The organism is Eubacterium album (genome assembly GCF_025336545.1).
Classification (GTDB): domain Bacteria; phylum Bacillota; class Clostridia; order Lachnospirales; family Lachnospiraceae; genus Eubacterium_U; species Eubacterium_U album.
Window position 1 is genome coordinate 23,441 of sequence record NZ_JAODBU010000010.1, and the last position, 21,508, is coordinate 44,948.

At 34.3% G+C, this 21,508-nt stretch carries 12 protein-coding genes; all 12 read right to left on the minus strand.

From position 1 onward, the window contains the following. Positions 1–11: 11 nt before the first annotated feature. The 12 genes from N5B56_RS10620 to N5B56_RS10675 all read right to left on the minus strand — a co-directional run bounded on the left by N5B56_RS10620 (position 12) and on the right by N5B56_RS10675 (position 21,491). Positions 12–2,708, minus strand: a complete 2,697-nt coding sequence (locus tag N5B56_RS10620) for a GH36-type glycosyl hydrolase domain-containing protein (RefSeq protein WP_118565601.1) — start codon at positions 2,706–2,708, stop codon at positions 12–14. 178 nt (positions 2,709–2,886) lie between these two features. Continuing rightward, positions 2,887–6,066 carry a cellobiose phosphorylase gene (locus tag N5B56_RS10625; RefSeq protein WP_260978908.1) on the minus strand — a complete coding sequence of 1,060 codons (3,180 nt, stop codon included), beginning with the start codon at positions 6,064–6,066 and terminating at the stop codon, positions 2,887–2,889. A 61-nt stretch (positions 6,067–6,127) separates the two neighbouring features. After that, positions 6,128–7,132, minus strand: a complete 1,005-nt coding sequence (locus tag N5B56_RS10630; protein ID WP_022088818.1) for a LacI family DNA-binding transcriptional regulator — start codon at positions 7,130–7,132, stop codon at positions 6,128–6,130. A 67-nt stretch (positions 7,133–7,199) separates the two neighbouring features. Beyond that, entirely contained in the window at positions 7,200–8,561 is a 1,362-nt protein-coding gene (locus tag N5B56_RS10635) for a family 16 glycosylhydrolase (protein WP_147586648.1), read from the minus strand. A gap of 9 nt (positions 8,562–8,570) precedes the next feature. Then, positions 8,571–9,587 carry a glycoside hydrolase family 16 protein gene (locus tag N5B56_RS10640; RefSeq protein ID WP_022088816.1) on the minus strand — a complete coding sequence of 339 codons (1,017 nt, stop codon included), beginning with the start codon at positions 9,585–9,587 and terminating at the stop codon, positions 8,571–8,573. Positions 9,588–9,589: 2 nt separating this feature from the next. Beyond that, positions 9,590–10,543: a carbohydrate ABC transporter permease gene (locus N5B56_RS10645; RefSeq protein WP_022088815.1), complete on the minus strand. Its 954-nt coding sequence runs from the start codon at positions 10,541–10,543 to the stop codon at positions 9,590–9,592. Further along, positions 10,533–12,017, minus strand: coding sequence for a carbohydrate ABC transporter permease (locus N5B56_RS10650; RefSeq protein WP_022088814.1), 1,485 nt, complete (start codon positions 12,015–12,017; stop codon positions 10,533–10,535). The genes N5B56_RS10645 and N5B56_RS10650 overlap by 11 nt, the downstream gene beginning before the upstream one ends. Then, positions 12,017–14,512 carry a DUF5696 domain-containing protein gene (locus N5B56_RS10655; RefSeq protein WP_260978909.1) on the minus strand — a complete coding sequence of 832 codons (2,496 nt, stop codon included), beginning with the start codon at positions 14,510–14,512 and terminating at the stop codon, positions 12,017–12,019. The genes N5B56_RS10650 and N5B56_RS10655 overlap by 1 nt, the downstream gene beginning before the upstream one ends. Further along, entirely contained in the window at positions 14,496–16,568 is a 2,073-nt protein-coding gene (locus N5B56_RS10660; protein ID WP_260978910.1) for a YIP1 family protein, read from the minus strand. The genes N5B56_RS10655 and N5B56_RS10660 overlap by 17 nt, the downstream gene beginning before the upstream one ends. A 13-nt stretch (positions 16,569–16,581) precedes the next feature. Then, entirely contained in the window at positions 16,582–17,451 is an 870-nt protein-coding gene (locus N5B56_RS10665) for a carbohydrate ABC transporter permease (RefSeq protein ID WP_022088811.1), read from the minus strand. A gap of 17 nt (positions 17,452–17,468) precedes the next feature. Continuing rightward, complete coding sequence (locus N5B56_RS10670) at positions 17,469–18,398, minus strand: carbohydrate ABC transporter permease (protein WP_147586643.1); 930 nt, start codon at positions 18,396–18,398, stop codon at positions 17,469–17,471. A gap of 3 nt (positions 18,399–18,401) precedes the next feature. After that, complete coding sequence (locus tag N5B56_RS10675) at positions 18,402–21,491, minus strand: extracellular solute-binding protein (protein WP_260978911.1); 3,090 nt, start codon at positions 21,489–21,491, stop codon at positions 18,402–18,404. Positions 21,492–21,508 lie beyond the last annotated feature (17 nt).

The following is a 21,508-nucleotide window of genomic DNA, read 5'->3' on the forward strand; positions in this document are numbered from 1 at the left end:
ATATAAACTTTCTATTGTAATACAACCACAATATCAGCCTTATCACCAAATTTGTCTACATCTTCTTTTGCAATCGTATCTGTTTCGCCGTATCTTTGTCCGTCAATATAAATAACTGCAACTTTATAATCGCCTGCGTCTTTGCACATGCCATTCTTATAAGTTACATGTATATTTGTACCTCTAAACATACAACTTACTGAAGCTTCTCCATTTTCAAACTGTTTAGCTAAAAGCTTTGGTTTAAATTTAAGCGCTCCTATTTCACCTTTTACTCCATACATTTCATTTAAAACTGTAAGAAGCATCCAGCTTGCAGCCCCTGTAAGGTAATGGTACATTCCTCTTCCACGCTGACTGATATATTCAGGTACTCCCGGATATATTCCACTTACTTTATAGTCATTACAATGTTTAAACAGAGTATTTATAACCTGATATCCTTCTTTTGCAAATCCTCTCTGATATAATGCATTTGCATACATTGTTGCCATGTGACAGAATACTGCTCCATTTTCTTTATGACCATATGCGAATCCAAAAAGTCTTCCAAGATCAGTTTTTACTTCTTTAAAATCAGTGTTCAATCTATATCCACCAACTTTTTCATCATAAAGATATTTATCTGCTGCTGCAGTAATGTCTTTTATCTGTTCTTTAGTTGCTGTTCCTGCCATAATTGTAAACACCTGAGCTGTAATCATCATTCTTACACCGGATTCAAAATCACCATCGACAGCATTTCCATGATTGTCATAGTAACCATTAAACCATGAGTAACCATCTTTACTCTTAATCCATTCTGTATTTCTGATATGCTCTGCTATCCACTGTGACATTCTATTAAGTATTGTACAAAGCTCTGTACATTTTACATTTACTTTTTCACCACTTACACTATGCTTTACCTGTTCACAGTAGCTGTATAACACTTCATGTTTTTCGTCTATACTATCATAAACTGTTGGATCAACATTTAATAATAAAAGCATTTCTTTAGCTAATTCGACAGTTTCATTTCCTGTCATGTCAGCATAACTCTTTATAAGTTTTGCCATATTTCCAAGATTTCCACCATAAAGTGCTGTAAATGCTACACTTTCGCCTCTCTCATCAGCCATATCAAGACCATCGTTCCAGTCAGCCCCTCTAAGTCTAATATGATTATGTTCACCTACATCATAGAAAGATGTCAAATGTTGCATAAGCATATGTTCAAGTACTGTTCCTTCATATACTTCTCCATCATTTGTTAACTGCTTATTTCCCTGTGCATCATTCCACTCTAAGTCTTTCTGTTCACCACGGCAAACCTGCGGATCCTTAAAGTATGCATTTTTTTCTGTTAAAAATTCTATATCACCACTTTGTTCAATGTATAACTCCGTTGTCAGATATGGCCATGCGCCATGATCCATCCATACTCTTGTGATATTATTTCTATCAGCAATAAATTCGCCCTGCTTAGAACCAATAATTGTTGCATTTGTTCCATCTAATCTGACTCCACCAAAATTATCAATTAACATGCCACGAACTTTAGCCGGTTCCATAATTAAAAGTGCAAGGCAGTCCTGCCATAAATCTCTCCATCCTCTTCCACCTTTTCCATAATCATGGTGAGGTAAGAATGAACATCCGTAAATTCTTCTTAACATTGGCTGGAAGTTTACCCAATGCATCCAATTGTCAAATTCCTTGTCTGCTGAACTATAACTTACATTTATTTTTTTCTGCCAGAATTCCTTTGTTTCCTCTAAATATTTATCAAATTCTTCCACAGATAAATACTTTTTACTTAGTTCATTTATATCATTCATTGATTCGCCGTAACCTAAAGCTACTACGAAAGTTCTTGACTGCTTTGGCATTAATGTTACTTTTTCAAACTGCATCGCTGCTACAGTTTCATAACCGTCAACTTCTTCTCCTTCCTTGTATGGTAATGGCATATTTTTCATCACATAATATGGATTTTCAAAATTTCCGCCATTTCCTATGAATTCTTCTGTAACAGGGCAGAAACTTTCAGGATTAACCATTTTCTCAAATCCTGTCATTTTAGCTAATGCCGCATAATAAACTTTATTAAGGTTATGACCTCTTTCGTCAAATGTTAATGTAGGATTAATTACTACACCGTCTTTTATTGTGTATGTTCTATGTAATAATGATGTAACGTGTCTATGGTCACGAATGTTTGACGCAGAACGTGCATACATAGGTATTGCTACTGTAGGTGTAAATTCTACTTCTCCCTCTGTATTGTTAGTAATTACAATCTTAGTAAGTTCTACTTTATCATCAGTAGAAGGTACAAATGATGTAATTTTAGCTGACAATCCAAATTCATCTGATTTTCTTTCTATTTCATGCCACATAATACCTGCAGTTAATTTCACATCATCTTTTTTATCTGTAAACAACTGTGCCTGTTGCATTGCAGATCTACCTGTAACAGACCATGCTCCTTTTCCTTCAACATAAACCCAGAAATTTCTGCTTGATTTGTTATTATGTAAATTTTCACTACTTACAGGCTCTAACAAAAATGTATTCTGATCTAACTTAATGTCACCACCTAAATCAGGAGTAATTGCACTCATCATTCCTGCTTCATTTGCAAGTGGAAAATACATATAACTTGTTAAATCAGGATTGTCCAGTGTAAATGTACCTTTTTTATCTATATATTTAAGACTTCCCATTTCTTCTCCTCTTTCTAATATACTCAAGTAAGCGTTCGCAAAAACCACAGCCCGTATCCTTTGTATGTCTTTATAAGTGTGTAAAATGTTAATTTTTTATAAAAATTTGCGTTTTTTGCAATCACTATTCACACAAAAGGCGGACACCCTCCTGGATCTCCGCCTATTCATTTAGCAACTATTTAAAATAAACAGTAATCTTGTCTACTTTTCCATCACGAACAGCTTCTGCTAATTCGCCTGTAATCTTATTTTCAGTAGAAACTACTTTTCCGTCTATTTCTACTTTATCAACTACTGCTGCATCAGCACCATATGTATCTTTTCCTGTGTTGTTTACATATGTTACATCACAAGTTGATAATAATCTGAATGTAGCCTTTCCTTCATCAAATAACCATTTTGCAAGCTTTGGTGTGAAGTTAAGTACTAATTCTCCATTTTCATATGTAAATACTTTTCCACCTGTAAACATTTCAATCCACATTGAAATCATTTCTGTTGTAGAACCTGAAAGTCTTGCAACAAAACCTCTTCCGTGAATGTCTTCATTTGGATTTGCACTTGATGCGATAAATGATGAATTTTCAAGAATACTTCTTCCATACATATTTGGATCTAAGAATGGAACTAACGCTCTTGTTACTGTTTCGTAGAATTCATCATATAATCCCGCTTTAATCATTGCCAACATATATTTATATTCCATGTGAAGGAATACATTTTCTCTTTCCTGCCATCCTGGTGTAAATGCACGGCAACGTCCATTTTCCATTGAGCATTCTTCGATTGAAGCTGATGTCTTATACATTCCAAGTTTGCTATCGTAAATATCTGTCTTTTTAACATTATTAAACATTTCACGTGCTGTGTCTGTATCAACATATCCCATCATTCTTGCAGGTCCTTCAAGGAAGGCTGGAAGTGGAACTGCCTTAAAGCATTTAACTTTAGCTTTCTGTAATCCATAATGACTCATTACAGGATTTCCATCAGCATCTACAACTGGTTCAAAGTCAGTTACTTCATGTGTAAAGTATGTAGGAACTACGCCTTCACCAATTTCAACTGCTTTTGCAATGCCTTTTTCAATCTTAGCTTCAAATGCTTTGAAGATTTCAACTATTTCTGATTTAGCAAGAGCTGTTTCTTCTCCACTAAAGTAAAGTTTAATTGTTTCTCTATAATTTTCTCTGATTGTTGCAACTGCATCCCAATATTCAAAATCGTTAAGTTCGCCTGCATTTGCCTTATCTAATGTAGCCTTAACATCTCTTAAATACTTAGCAATTTCAGCAGGCATTACGATTTTGCCTTCGCCTTCGAAATTGTCAATGATGAAGTTTACAAGTCTCTTTAATTCAAATGTTTCAGGTGTACCTGAACCAAATAATCCAGGAAGTCCGTTCATGGCGTCATTCCATCCCGGTTTTCCACCTTCCATTTCAACACCCATTCCGTCAACATCAAGCTGAGCGAATTTGCTAAGTGCTAAAATAATCATCTTAACTGATAATGTTGTCATATATGGCTTCTGGTCTTTTGTCTGTAACCAGTTTGTAGCCCATTTATTAAATCCAGGTCTTGCAAGTTTTTCTTCATCTTCAACTTCCATACCATACTGACGTACAGCACCTTTGTTGTTAATTACGTATTTTTCATCACGTGGTACAACTGTTGCTACACTGTCATAGAATTTATATGTTTTGTCTTCGAATAAGAACTCATCAATCTTATCTGGGAAAATGCTTAAGTAGTTGTCTACTAAATCCATATTGTAATCCCAGTGATCACTCCAATAACCTTCAGCAAATCCAGCTTCAATGTTCTGATCACAGTTATTTAAAATATTTGCAATGAATTCTCCGTCATCAATCTTAAGTTCTAACTGAAGTTTTGCAATTGTGTTTGAAATCTGTCCCGGTGTAAATTTACCTGCAACAATTTCCTTAATTGCTGTAGCATCACCGTTAATTGATTCTTCAACATAAGCCTGAACTTCATCTTCTTTTCCTTCAATTACATTGAAAAGACTTGGTCTTACTTCAAGTGGATTGTATCCATCTGCCTGAATAAGACTAAAGAATGTCTTAACATTGAAGTCACCAACGTCCTTCTTGAAGAATACATCATTTCTTCTGTTCTGAGATACATCTCTGAAGTTACCATTACCCTGTGAATAATATTCAGCAGCGATTGAGAAAAAGTTGTAATCTCTTTCAGGGTCACCATGTTTTCTACTGAACAAGTGAATTACTGACTTATTTCCATCTTTGTTTAATACATATGGATATCCACCTCTTAAGAAGTTATCTAAGTAACACTGTTCTACATACTGGTCAAATATTCCAGCTGCTGTCTTTGTCTTAATATCTGAAGTGAAGCTATCTGCTAATTCTTCTGCTTCTTCAAATTTCTTATCTAAATAACCAGGTACTGTAAAATCTGCAAGTTTAGCATTAATCTGTTCAACTGAACCTGCAAAACCAATCATTGTTGAGAATGAGAAGTCTTCCCCGGCTTTAATTTCTGCCTTAAATGGAGTAAATCCACAAGGTACTTTATTAGCAAAACACTGTTTCTTTGCTAATACTTTATCAATTCCACCTTCTACAAAATTAACAGGTTTCATAAGAGATAAATCATAACCATACACTGTATCTACATCATAGATTACGTCCTGTAATTCATTATCCTTAATTGTTAAATAGTAGTAACCACCTTCAACGTCTGATACTTCAGCTGAATCCTTTGTTGAAGCTCTAAGTGTATAATATGGAACTTTGTTTTCAAGGTTCTTAATGTCTGCCCAGCTTTTAAATAAGTTAGACATTTCCTTAAATTCACCATTTGCAATTCCGTATGTAATAATCTTTGGAAGACCATCTACGATTTCGATGTTCTTAGCCTTATCTCCTGTATTCTTAACAGAAACCTGTCTTACAAGAGCTCCGATACTTTCATTTGGAAGTACATAGTAATTTACTGTAACCTCAATACCATATTTAGTATTATTTTCAATAATCTTGAAACTGTTTTTATTCATTCTGATTGAACGTTTTGCATCATCTTCATACTGGAAAAATGGTTCATAGTACTGTCCATCAATTTTTAAGAATGTTCTAAAACCTTTTACCTGTGTGTTTTCAAATGCCGTATTAGCTGAGTTAAATTCCATAATGGCATTTCCCTTGTTGCCAATACCAAAACTATTCATTCCCTGTCCTCTGTTAGTGTAGAATGTCCACATTGGAATTCCTTTAACACCTGCAAGACCTGGCAAAAAGCTTGAAAAAGCCGGCATTCTATCATAATCATCTATAACAAAAGTCTTACCTTCAAGTCTGTAGTTACTCATTTTATTACTCCTTTTTTTATCATTATATTTATCTTTATGCTTACGCTAATAATTTTCTTTTTTATCTTTCTTTTGCTCTACCACATGAGCTTCTATAAACCATTTTTGGTGATAATTTAGTTACTGTTCCATTCTTATCATCATCTGATTTGAGCAATCTGAAAAGCTCATTTGCGCTTACACTACCCATTTCTGCAATTGGGCTGTGTACTGTTGTAAGAGGTACTCCATAATAAGGACTAATTGTACTGTCATCATATCCGATAACACTTACATCTTCAGGTACTCTCACACCGATATCCTGAAATGCCTGAATAACGCCCCATGCCATTTCATCATTTGCACAGAACATAGCATCCGGGATATCAATTCCTTTTGATAACAGTGATCTCATTTCACTGTACGCAAGTGATTCCTCATAATATCCTCTGACTTCTAATTCCTTATCGATTGGGAGATTGTTCTTTTCCATCATCTCCGCATATCCGGCATAACGATGTTCATCGTCGCCGCTTTCGTTACCATGCATGTAACCGATTCTCTTATGACCAAGTTTAATCAAATGGTCAACTGCCATAGATGCTCCTAATTTGTCATCTACAAATACTCCTGAAATATTTTTTCCCTTACAATTTCTATCAATAAATACCATTGGAATATTAACTGTTGCAATTCGCTTTACATAATCGCCTGTTAAATCTTCATGATAAATTATTGCTCCTGCTACGCCTGATGCAATTATCATACGATATATTTCATCCGGTGAGTTGTCATTACTTACATATATGTTTAATAAGTAATCGTTTAATTTGCATTGCAAATGAATTGCCTGTGTTAAAACCTTATAGAAATCTCCCTGTAAACTTGTTACAAATAATCCTATTGTATTCTTTCTATTAGATTTTAATAACTTTGCATTCATATTAGGGATATAATGCAATTTTTCAACCGCCTCTAATACTTTCTGTTTTGTATCTTCACTTACGATGTCAGCATTGTTAAATACATTAGAAACCGTAGATATTGCAACTCCTGCTTCTCTAGCAACATCTTTAATTGTAACCATGTTATTCCCTCCTAAGGTTTTATTATATCTGTCACCCGCCACTTAACGGGTGACAGTCAATTTCATCTTACTGATATACTCTTACATAGTCAACATAATAGTAGTCTTCATATGTCTGAATATTTCCATTTGTTCCTGTTAATGTCCATCCATTTGTTGTAACTGTTCCTGCAGCGTTACCACCGATTGCACAGTTAAGAATGAAGAAGAATGAATGATCAAATACCCAAGCTTCATTGAAAATACTTGCACTGAATTTTGAAGGATCATATACACCAACTACTCTTCCATCTACCATGAATGTGATTGAATTTTCATTCCATTCTGCTGTATATGTATGGAAATCTGCTGCTGCAGTAGCCTGTGTAAGACCTGTGTCATAATTCTTATTTCCATGAGATGTTGACTGGTTATTAAAATATGGGCAATGGATTGTCTGTGGAACTCCACCGTTCATTGCTTCTAAAATATCAATTTCACCACATAATGGCCATGTTTTTGTATCATTGTTTGCTCCAAGCATCCATCCTGCTGACCAAGTACCTTTTGCTTTAGATGCCTTTGCTCTTATTTCCATTCTACCATAAGTAAATTCTCTTTTACCTTTAGTATTAATTCTTGTTGATGAGCAATATACAGGTTTCTTAGCAACTAAATCATATTCCATTCTAGGAATAATTACTAAACAACCATTTTCAAATTTAATGTTCTTTCCTTCTGTATAATCCTGAAATTCTTCATTACCCCATCCATTTGCTCCTGTTTCATATTTCCATGAATTGAGGTCTAAACTTGTTCCATTAAATTCATCTGACCAAGTCAACTTCCAAGTTTTTACGCTTGCAACATTTGAATATTCGCTACTAGCAATTGCTTTTTTGCCTGCTTTAGCATAAGCTTTTACTTTATAGTAATATGTTGCACCACCGGCTACATTCTTAATTGTAGTTTTTGTTTTTTTACCTTTTTTTACTGTAGCAACCTTCTTAAATCCCTTGTTCTTATTTGTTGATTTGTAGATATAATAACCTGTTGCTCCTTTTACTTTCTTCCAAGATACAGTAACGTTTGAAGCTGTTTCTGTACTTGAAGCAATGCTAGCCTTAACACCTTTTACCTTAGTTGGTGTAACAGTAACCTTAACTGTTGCTGTTCCGGCACTTGATGATAATTTAATTTTTGCAATACCGGCTTTTTTACCTTTTACTGAACCTTTGCTGTTAACTGAAGCAACTTTGCTATTGCTTGTAGAGTATTTAACTCCCTTTGCTAATGTAGCGATACCATATGATTCGCCTATTGAAATAGTTGTCTTTTTGCCTGTCAAAACCTTGATAGCTGCATCTGTTTGAGTTGGCATAACACCAATTATAGAAACAACCATTAATAATGATAAAACAACTGATGTGATTTTTTTCATTGCTTTCATTTGCGCCTCCTATTTTTCTTTTTCTGCCAAAGCGCTTATAACGTCGCTTTGATATACACGAACATAATCTACCTGCATCTGCTGTGGAAGGCATTCATCATCTGTTCCTGAACTTCCACCCCAGCTTCCGCCGTAAGCTATATTCATTATAAGATGAAATTCCTTATCAAAAGGCCATTCATCTTTTGTTACATTTTTACTATTTCCAACATATTCATCGGGATCGTAAGTAAATATTGTTTCACCATCCACGGTAAATATTAATTTGTCCGGGAGCCATTCGAATCCATATGTATGAAATTCTTCGCTAACACCCTCGACTTTTTTTGCCCAACCTTTATTAGAGCCATCCAATCCATTGTATTTTTGACAATGCACATTTGAATGAATAATATTTTGCAAATATCCAACATGTTCCATTATGTCAATTTCTCCTGACATAGGCCATCCACCATATTCAGTAGTACTTGATGGAAGCATCCATATCGCGGGCCATGTTCCTTTTCCTTTAGGTAATTTTGCTTTAATTTCAAATTTACCATATCGGAAATCAGCTTTTCCTTTTGTTTTAATTCGGGCTGACGTATACATATCTTTCCCGAATTCATCCTGTTCTTTTCTAAGTTCGATTGTAAGCTTACCATCTTTTACCCAGGCATTTCCTTTGTCTGTGTATTTTTGCAGTTCGCCATTTCCCCAACCGCCTTGGCCTTTACCTATATCGTAAGTCCATTTGCTTTCATCAGGGAGTCCTTCATAATCAAACTCATCTGACCATACAAGTTTGTAATTCAAATTGCTATAGTCATAATCAAATCCATCTGCTTTGACATAATAATCAGCCGGTTTTGTTTCACCGTAATCATCATATCTGTCCGGAATACTATTTGCTATTCTTTCTTTGACTGTCTGAGTCTCTGTTTTATCTTTCGTATTATTTGTTTGGCTTTTATCAGAAGACTGGCAGGCCACCACAGCAAAAGCTGTGGCGAATATCATACATATTGCTGTCAGTTTTCGTTTCATTTTTATTCTCCTGTAATACCTGCGTTTTCAATACCTTCAATAAACTGTCTCTGTACGAGTGCATATAACAATAACAATGGAGCTATTGAAATTAATGTTGCCGCCATCTTACTTGCTTCATTTACACTACCTACATCGCTAGTTGTAAGATTGTTATCAAATAATGTTAACTGATTTGGTACCAACTCAATTGAATTACGCATCAATGTACTTGTTGAATATGTTTCATTCCAGTTAAATACGAATGCGAACATAAATACTACAAGAATTGTTGAAAGTGATAATCTGATTGCTACATGATAGAATACCTTTAATGCTCCAGCACCATCAATCATAGCTGCTTCATCTAATGATTTTGGAATCATATTGAAGAAGTTATAGAAAATCAAAATCAAAATTGTTGAATATGTTCCCTGTCCTAAAATAGACATTAAAAGCTGTGGAATGATAGTTCCTATTAATTTAACACCGATTGCAGTATTTAATGAATCTAACATGATAATTCTAGGTACTGTAAGGAGTGGTACCGGAAGGATAAATGCTAATACTATCATTCCAAACCATAATCCTTTACCTTTAAATGAATATCTTGATAAAGCAAATCCTGTTGTAGCAGAAACAATAGTCTGACCAAGTGCAAACAATGCTGAAACCCAAATTGAGTTAATCAATGAATGACTTACATCCAAAGTATTTGCTGCTTCTTTAAAGTTGCTTAATGTAAAATGCTTTGCAATCCATGTAATTGATGGATCAATCAAATCCTTAGCTGACATGATTGATTTTGATATCATTTCAAATATCGGCTCTAAGTATACAAATCCTATACAAATAAGAAGGAAATATATAGCAATTTTAGAAATAACATGAACAGCTTTTAATTTCTTTAATTTTGCAAAACTAAACTTATTCATTTTAGTCAAATCAATAACTGATTGATCATTTTTACTTGCCATATTTCTTTGCCTCCTTCTTTGCATATCTGTTTTGTTTCTTTAATCTCTTCATCTGCTGTTTTTCAAGTTTAGCCAATTTCTTTTCCTGTCTCTTTCTGTCTTTAATGTCTTTTGGCTTTCTTTCCTTAAATAACAATAAAACAAATCCTACAATTATTAATACGATTATACTGTAAATCCATGCATATGTTGCTGCATATCCTAAACCACTCGCCGTATCACCGGTCTGTTCAAGAATCAAGGTGTATACAGGGTTGATAGCTTCGTAAGTACCTAACTGAATTACTGTGAAGATTGTAATAATCATTCCAATCTGTCTTAACATTGGAATTGTAATCTTCCACATTATCTGCCAAGCATTAGCTGAGTCAATCTTAGCTGCTTCATAAATACTTACATTAATTTTCTGCAAACCGTTAATAAACAAAACGATTGGGATACCAGTAAACCATAAAATTATTGATAACTGATCAAATACCTGAGCAAGTGTTGTTGCTAATGGTGCTGAGTAACTCTGAATCATCTGCATAATGAAGATGTTTGAGTACTGATCAGCCGCATCAACTGCACCACTTACTTTCTGTGTAGCTTCTGCTGCCGCATTCTGTACATCAAGTAACTGTGACATTACAGGACCTGACATAATAATTACGGGCAGGAAGTAAATTGTTCTAAGTAATCCCTTACCTGTCTTAATCTTATTAAGAAGATACGCAATGATAAATGATAATACAACTACAATGAATGTATATGGAATTATCATCTTCAAATAACTAAGTAACGCTGGTAAGAAATCTGAGTTCTTAATAAACGCTGTTATATAGTTATTAATTCCTGCAAACTTAAGTACATAACCTGTTGCTGCTTTCTTAACGTTCATAAAACTCAAGAAAATAGTTGCAACAAACGGGAATAATGTAAAAAGTAAAAATCCTACAATCCAAGGTGCCATAAAAGCATATCCATATTTATTCTGTCTATGCTGATATGTCTGCATTTTCTTTTTGCCTTTTTCCTTTGGCTGTACTTTCTTTTGTTTAGTTTCTTTTTTATTTACGGCTTTTGCTTCTTCCTTTGCAGCTTTTTCTGCAGCCTTTAATGCTGCCTTTTCTGCTCTGGCTTCTGCTTTGCTCATTTTTTCTTCTTTTTCAATCTTAGCCAGTTTTTCTTCTATTATGGAATCACCACGGACAGGTTCTTCTTCCGGCTGAGATTTTTCTTCTTCTTTTTCTTTAGCTTCTTCCTCTTCTTCGTCTCTAAGACTTTTCATCTGAGCTCGAAGACTTGAACTTTGGGCTTTCTGTGGTTGAGTTATTTCTACAGATGCAATTTCTTCATCTGTAACAACACTTTCAACTTTTTCATCTTTCTCTGCTACAGTGTTTTCCACTGTAGCAGTTGTCTGTGTATCTACTGTTTCTGTCTTTGCTTCTTCAATATCTGAAGGTGTTACAATCTTATTTTCGTCTGCCATTAATTTACACCTCCTTCAATTACTGCTGCACTCTGGGCAGGAACTGATTCACCGTTTATTGTTACTTCTTCATCTGTATAGTTGATGATTACTGTCTTTTCTCCATCATTTGATGTGTACTCATTAGCAATTACACCATCATCTAATACTTTTCTTCCAATCCATTCGCATCCCTTAACCTTTGATAACACATCATTTACTGTTGTGTAAATTGTATTAATCAAATCTTCATACTGATCGAACTCTGTTGAGTAGTAATCACACGATGTTGTTGATGCAAGTAAGTATGAAGGCTTCTGTGTTAACACGAATGAAGGTGAAATATTATAATCAATCATCTTCAACATGTCAGCCTGTGAATAGAATGAGAAGTTTGAATATGGTGCGTATACTTCCATTGTTCCATTTAATACCATCTGTAAGAAAGGAACTGAATCAGTTTCATATACATACTGAGATGTTCCTACAGGTGACTGTAAGTAACGGTCTGTATATTTCCATAAGTACTGATTTGGGCTATCCATATTAACTGTTGCCCCATTCTTCTTAATTTTTTCAAATGCTTTTTCATATAAGTTAATTGCCTGTGTAACAGTTGTTGTAGGTCCTGTACTGCTATGTGAGCTTAATAATGTATTTGAAATACCTTTAACTGTTATTGAATTATTGTAATCACTAATTCTTTCGTATAAACTTGTCAACCAGTTTGCTGACTTTGTAGGTAATGCAAAACTAAAGTCAGTTACAGGTGAGTTTTCAGGCAATACTTTTGATTTATCTACTGTTAAATACTGAGTATTTAAATGCTTAGCTGCATTTCCATAGTAGTTAATCATCTTACTGTTAATTGATACGAAATCTCTTGAGAATGAAATATCAATTCCCTTCTCGCTAAATTCTTTCATAAGATCTTTGAATTTGCCTTTTTTACCAATGTCCTTTGAGAACTTCCAATCACTTGGCTTTGCTAATGTTTCACCATTTTTCTGCCATCCCATAAGACCTGAATTAATATTTGTTATTCCATCTCCAATTAACTTATCTAAAATTTTCTTAACATCATCTGTTGTTGTTACGGCAACTTCCTGTGTTCCAAATACACCTTTTTTAGAATCTGACATTAAGAAATCAATTCTCATTGGGATATCTCCCTCTTCATCTTCCTTAACTGTCAATATTCCTTCTTCGATAAGATGTTCTCTGTATGCTTTTGCCATTCCTGTATAATCAGCTGCAGGTTCGCCGTTACTTCCATCTCCGTAAAGGAAATCGTATGTCATATCAATATCAAATTCATTTGCCTTATCCTGAGTCTTACGATAAGCATCACCTGCCTGGTTTGTAACCTGGTAGAATTCTGTATTGTAAGAGAATTTAGGATATGCATATGTATATCTGATTTTATTCTTGTCCGTAGATGATGGAGTTGCAATAATTGTCATAAATTCATCGCCACTATCTGCATATGCAACAAACGCTGACTGAGTTCCATCACCTTGTGAAACGCCAAATACAGGCATTACCGGATCTTCAAGTGGAACTGAATCATCAAGTGCACTGTAGTAATACATATAACTTGATAAATCACTTCCATAAACATCTCCTGTGTAATCACTGAACTTTGATGTATTTTCTGCGAATCTGATTAAACTTCCACTTCCATCAGGTACAAATACATAACCAGGTGTTAAATATTTTTTTTGAAGGTCTGTCCAATCTTTTTCTTTTTCATTATATACAGTTTGTACACCACCACTTGCTCCTAAGAAAGGAGTAATTGATATTGATGAAAGTTTCTTAATACCCTTACCTGAAATTCCATCGTAAGGAATATTGTAATTGATGCTTCCGTCATCACCTAAAGTAATCATAACTTCAACACCAATTTCAGCTTTATCAAATACAGCATTTAATTTCCACTGTTTTCCATTAGAACCACTTACTTCTTCAAGTGATGAATCACCATCTTTATCATCATATGATGCTGAAGCGTATGTAGTTGTTGTCATACTTTCTCCGCTTCCTTTGAAACATTCAATTGAAATTAATGAATTAGCAATTCCAGTGTACTGTTCATTCATTGATTCTTCAATTGGAGTATTGGCAATTTCTCTAACCTGAACTTTAGTCATTTTCCATTTTTCTGCTAGTCTTTCAACTGTATAATGGCCTTCACCATTTACTGCATCTTTAGCATCTTCAACCTGCTTTTTAAACGGAACGTCTAAACCTGTTTTCCAGACATATCCTGTTGCCTTATCTTCAATAGCAAATATATCTCTGTCTTCTCTATAATAATATGCAACCTTATCAGACTCATATATTTTTTCAAAAGCTGAAGAAACACTCATTGCTGACTTTGATCTTTCAGGTGCCTTTCTTGTATCTCTGTTTGTATTAAGATAGGAACCATTTACTGCAACTCCTGCTGAAAGGACTGTTATGAGAGATGCTGATATTATTTTATTTATAACTTTTTTATTTACCTGTAACATTTCTTATAATCTCCTTTCCTATTGTAATTAAGAAGCCTGATAACTGTTCCCACATGATAATTACGATAAGTACTACGATTGCTGCAATGAGCATAAATACAAATGTAATAATCAAACTTACTACTGTTTCTTTAAAACTGTAATCATGTACAGTTGATAATCCCTGGAATACCAGTACTAATGACCAGCCGATACCAACAATTAAGATTACTGTAAGAATGAATGCTTCATTATATGTCAAACCATAAGACATAACAATTACTGCTATCATTGATATTAAAGCAGGAATTGCACCATATGCAGGAATCATATAAACCTGCTTAAATGTTCCATCACCATCTGTAATTGATGTAACAAGATAGTTACAAATAACAAATAAAATTACGATTGCGAAGAAACCGATTACTACTGCGCTGATATCCATATCTTCAATATCTGTGTACTGATAAATAAATCCTTTGCTTGTCTTATAAATCATATAAACAATAAAGAATACTATGTATATAATACTTGCAGCGATAACTGAACCATTCTTTCCTACACGGATATCATAATATCTGTCAATTGGGTGTTTACATATCTTAAATGCATATCCTAACTCTCCAATTACAGGCACTTCTTTTAACTTCTTACCGAGGGCTCTCTTTTTCTTCTTTAATACTTTCTTTCTGTCAATTAAAACAATCAATACTTTTACAACAATAAGAATAAAGATGATAAGCATTACCCACCATAAATTGTTCTGAATTACTTCATTACGAACTTCCCAGAATGCATTTGAATAATCGTTTCTGTTTCCGGCAATTTCAAAATGTTCCATTGCGTCTGAATATTCTTCTGCATTGTAATATGCTTTACCTACACCATTGTGTGCAAGTACTGACATCTGGTTTAATCGAAGAACTGTTGACCAGTCTTCAAGTGATGCTGCATATTCACCATTTTCATATTCATCTAAGGCTTTATAAATTGTCTTAGCATAATCTGTTGGAATAAATGACTGTAAATATCCTTTATCTCCATCTGCTGTCCAAATATTATTATTATTATCTGTAGCAATTGTTGTAAGTGATGAGAATAAACCTGAAATATCAAGGTTCTTTACATTTGCGCCAAAATCAAAAATCAATTCTCCTGATTTTGTGTAAACTGTAATATATCCTGTAGTATCACTTGCATAAATTATTCCTCTGTCATCAACTGAAACATCTGTCAAACTTGCATGTGCCGCAACAGCGTTTTGGAACATGTTTCCACCGTTTGTACTATGTTTCTTTAATAAGTCATCACCTTTTCCCATACTTGTTGTATAAACAGTACCTGTCTCATCAACATAAATATTAGAAAATGTAGGTGGTGCTGTGTTTAACAGTGCAGATTTTTCTTCCTGCTCTTTTGTATAAATAGCTTTCAAGAATGCCTGCTGTGGTGTCAATCTTGTTTTATTTGATGTAAAATATCCAAGAAATTCACCTGTATAACTCAACTGAATTATACCTGTATTAACACCTTCTGACACGATAAAGATGTTTCCACCTTTATCAACTGCCACTTTACTTGGTTCGTAGTTTGTGTCACCAAATATTGGCGCTGTTGGAGTTTCAAATGCTGTTACGTAATTGTAATTTGAATCAAATTTGAAAACAGCTTTTTCTCCGCCATCAGCAACATAAAGTGTTCCATCATCTGTACGGAATATACCCTTAGGAGTTGTAAATCCTTTGAAATCTGTTCCCTTGTAAATATCATCATCACCTGAGATTATATGTAAAACCTTCTCTGAATTTAAATCGTATATTACAATTCTTGTATTTCCTGTATCGCAGATGTACATAATATTGTTTTCATCAATTATTATGTCTGAAGGATTTTTCAATCCTAAATTAGTAATTGTTCTATCTGGCAAGTAAGCATCCTGTGTTCTTACACGCTCATTGTTATCATCCAAAGTGTATGTATAACTTGTAGCCTGGGATGCACTAACCGGAAGAACTGTCATTATCATCATCATTAATGCCATTATAAACACTAATGGTTTCTTCATATTTCTCTTCATCTTCCGGTCCTCCTTACTTAATACCTGAATGGCTCATAGTGTTCATAACCTGAGACTGCATACAGATAAAGATAATCAGGTTAGGTACAAACAATATCATCGAAGCTGCTGCTGAAATACCAGCTGCTGCAACTACGTTATTAACACTGATAGAGTTTACATAGTAGTTTAATGTTCTCAATGTTTCATTTGTAATGTAGTTGTTTGATGATTCTACGTTATTCCATACTGCCTGGAATGTAAGCACAATAGATGTTGCTAACGCAGGTCTTGTCAATGGAATAATAACTTTTCTTAAAATAGTAATATCTCCTGCGCCATCAACTACGGCTGCTTCTATTAAAGCATCAGGTATACCATCAACGAACTGCTTAACTAAGAACAAACCTACCGGCATTGCAATCAAAGGCAAAATATGTGCAAGCCATGTATTGTAAATTCCTAATTTAACAATAATAATAAATCTTGGAATGGCAACAGCTGTCATTACGAACATAAGGGCTGCCTGGTTGATTTCCCATAAAGCACCTTTAATCTTAAATTTCTTTTTTGAGAATACATATGCTGCCATTATTGTAATAATTACATTCAAGATTACTGTAAGAACTGTTACAATAAGTGAGTTCAAAAAGTATCTTGACATTGGAATACCTGTAGCTCCTGCTAAGTTAAACAGATTCTTAAAGTTATCCAATGTTGGATTGTGAACAAAAATTGTTGGTGGGAATCTAAACAATTCACCTAAAGGCTTAAACGCCTGACATATTATAAAAATTACAGGGAGTATCATAAATATTGACAATGGAAATGCAATAATGTGGAATTTTATTTGCCCTGTTGAAAATCTTGTTGGGTTAATTCTATTACCTTGAAAATTTGCCATTCTATTTCTCCTCCCTTTTAAAATTCATCTTTTTCAGTAAACAACTTATTTGCTACCTGGCTACAAATCCATACTAAAGCAAGTAATGCTACTGAGATTGCAGCTGCATAACCCATTTCATAACGTAAGAATGCATAATCATCAATATGGTTAGCAATTAACTGTCCTGAATAATCCGGTGTTGGGTTGGCACCTGCTAAAGCAACACCAATCCATCCCATGTTAAACGCATTTACAATCGCCATAACCGCACCGAATAACATCTGTGGTTTCATTGATGGGACTGTAATGTAAATGATTTCCTGTGCTCTGTTCTTTATACCATCCACATAAGCTGCTTCGTATAATTCCTGATCGATATTTAAAATACCTGAAAGCATTGATAAGAATCCAATACCCATTGATGACCATAATGATACGAAAATCATAATCGGCATAAAGTAATCTGATGAAATCAACCATTGAATTGGCTGATCAATTATTCCAAATTTCTGCAAATATGCATTAGCTAAACCCGTCTGATCACCAGAGAAGATTGTCTTCCAAATTACTGTAATCAAAACCTGACCTACCATTGAAGGTGTGTACATAGCCAAAGCATATACTGTTCTGATTCTTGGTGTTACCTGAGCAAGTAACCAAGCCATTAAGAAAGATAATATATATCCTCCAATACCTACTACAATAGCGTACAATACAGTATTAGGTAATACATACTTCATAAATACTTCATCACCCGTGAGCAATGTTATATAGTTATGTAATCCCGCAAACTTTGGAGTGTTAATTACATCAAAATATGTAAATGACAATCCCATAGCTATTATAATAGGAAGTAAAATAAATGTTATAAATAAAAGTGCATATGGAAGGAAAAGTAAAAAGATTTTAAATCCTTCGCCAGATGCGTGTTTTTTATGATTGCGCTCTGCTATTGTTTTAGCCATCTTTTACTCCTCCTTTTCCGGTGCTGCCGCATCCTGATTTTCTTTAATCCAATCATAACCCTGAAGTTTGAATTTCTTAACCATCACTTCATCTTCATCGTAGTATCCAAGTTCCTGCATCTTACGAATAATTTCTCTGTTTACATCAACCTTTGCTTCATCGACTGCAACCTGTGCCGCTGTTCCATCGAATACCATTGTTGTCCATATATTTGAAATTGTTCTTTCAAGTAAGTACTGACCCGGTGTTCTTGTTACATCAGTTACATAATTCATCTGATTTAAAATAACCTGCTTATCAGCTTCATCCATCGGGTTAGCTTTTAAAGCTTCAATATTTGCTGAAAGCCAGAAATATGTCTTACCGTATGTAGAACGAAGTGTGTTTGTATATTCAACCTGAACATCCTGACTTGTCCACCATTTAAGGAATTTCCAAGCCTGTTCCTTCTTATTAGACGATTTAAATATAGAAGCGCCTGAACCATTTGCTACGAATGTTCTGTCTACATATTCATTTCCATTTTCATCAGTTCTCTTTGTTCCGATATATGGAGCAATATCCCACTGTCCTTCTAATTCCTGTGCACCATTGTTAATCAATGTGTAATCTTCCATACCAATAATACCAATTGGCAATGTAGAATATCTAAATGAATTAAAGAAGTTCTGTACTGATGTATCAAGTGAGTATTTTGTAAATAAATCGCCCAATACCTGTAAACCTTTAACTGATTCTTTTGTATCAATACCTGTTGTTACAATTCCATCTTCATTCTGCTTGTAAAGCTGTCCGCCATTCTGAAGAATCATTGGAGCTGTCTGATAGAACCACTTGTAACCTGTTGTACCAAGAGAAATATTATGATAGAAATTCATACCATATCTCTGAAGTGTAGGTAATATTTCAATTAAGTCATCCCATGTATCAGGAACCTGAATTCCTAAGTTGTCAAATATATCTGTTCTATATGCAATAACGTTGAAATCTGTTCTTTCAGGAATAGCATAAACTCCTTCATTATATACATATGAAACAAAACTTCCTGTTGGGAATCTCTTTGATACTGACCAGAAGTCATCAAACTGTGTCATATCGTATAAAGCCCCACGGCTTGATAAATCAAAAGGTACATAAGAGGCAAGTCCTAATACCATATCAGGTGTCTTATCAGCTGCAATAGCCAATGTAAGTTTATTTACATCAGGCATTGTTGCAATCTTAACTTTAATTCCTGTCTGTGGTGTGAACTGTGTATCTGCCATCTTCTGAAGTAAATCTACGTGAGTAATAGCACCGTTGTACCAAATCGTAAGTACGTCGTCTCCTGCCTGTTCAATATCTGTAGAATACTTAGATGAAGTAAATGTATTCATCAATGACTTTATTCCAACCCAGAGTGATCCACCAACTGAAGAGTTATTTGCTCCTAACTGGCTCTTATCACCATAAACATAAATTCTATCAAGTGTAATGCTGTTAGCTACAACTTCTGTTGTAAAGTTACTCATTGATTTTAATATTGAGTTTTCAGCTCCGGTTAAATCAGTTTTATGTAAAGCAATTTCATCCGGATATTTTGAAATATTCTTGATGAAAACTTCTGCCTGATCTAAATAAGTAAGAACTGCACCATCATTACCACCATCTGAATAATCCTGAAGCAAAAATCTTATATGCTGAATTAATGTTTCGTACGCATCAAGATAATCCTTAATCTCAGGAATGTATTTAGTCATTTTCCATTTTCTGTTTTTATCAATATTTGTACCTGTAATCTTTGTGATTTCAAGTTCAAAATCTGTCAAATGCTGCTCAATAAGTAAAGCATCTCTATACGCTTCCATAACAGGCTGGTTTTCCTGTTTAATCGTAATTGTATGTTCACCTTCTGTTAAATAGATTTCATAAGGAGTTCCTTCTTCATCAGCGAGTGTAAGGTTGTCCCAACCTGATGCTACATATGGAAACTGATAATTTTCTAATTCAGTAAATGGGACTTTTCCATCTATTTTAATTGTTTCAAAAGAACTGAATTCTTTCTTTTCATTTTTATAATGGAAGGCCAAGTTATAATTTCCTGTCTTTGGAGCATTAAATTTATATGTAATTTCCGCTCCGGCTTCTGACCATCCTAATGTATTTAATTTTTCATAATCGATGTTAAATCTTGTAAGTGATGAATTTGTGCTTGTTCCATAAATAGCACTTGTTGTATTTTTTGTATCATAATATACTGCGTCAATCTGAACATCTTCATCTGAGATATGTTTTTCATTGCTATGACTCTTAGCATAATCTTCGTATGAATCTGTGTCATCTTCTGCAGCTGCAGCAACTAAATTTCCAACTGCCAAGCCGCCTGATGAAACATTTTCGATTTCGATTGTATTTACGCCTTCTTCTAAATAGAAGCATAAAGGAGTTGTTGATGTATATGTATTATTATAAAGAGGAGATTCTAAATTCCAGTCTTTAACAACTTCCTGGCTTGGAGCCATTTCATCATTGTGACTGTCTAACGGAAATGTTTTAACTCCATCTTTATCAACTTCAACATCTTTATCTTTCCATGTAAGCGGTAAACTTATTGTATTCATTTCATTATACTTCTGTTCACCATCAATTTTAACGCTTACTGTGTAATTAGACATTGTGCTTCCTACTGAAGTGTAATCCAAATACAAATAGTACAATCCGCTCTTTTCAACTGAAATGTCATATTGAGCTACATCCTGATAATCTAATTCTTTCATCGGATTACTATTTTCTTTAACTTCTTCAGAAACATTTTCATTGTTTTTGTTCTGCTGATAATATTCTTCAGTTGATATTCCACCATTTACTGATGCAATATGTTTTCCTTCGCCTGTACTCAGAGAACTGTCAGCAATGAAATCTGTGTAATACTTTTCTGGTTGTGTGCCATCTTCTACATATGCATTGTTTAAAGTATCAAACGCCTTTTGTACTTCAGTAGCACTTGGATCTTTAACATATGTACCGGAGTTGCCAAACGCAAACTTATATGCAAATATCGCTGCAACAATGACACATACAGCAACCAATCCGCTAATAATCTTTTTTTTCATTGTTGTCCTTTCTTTCT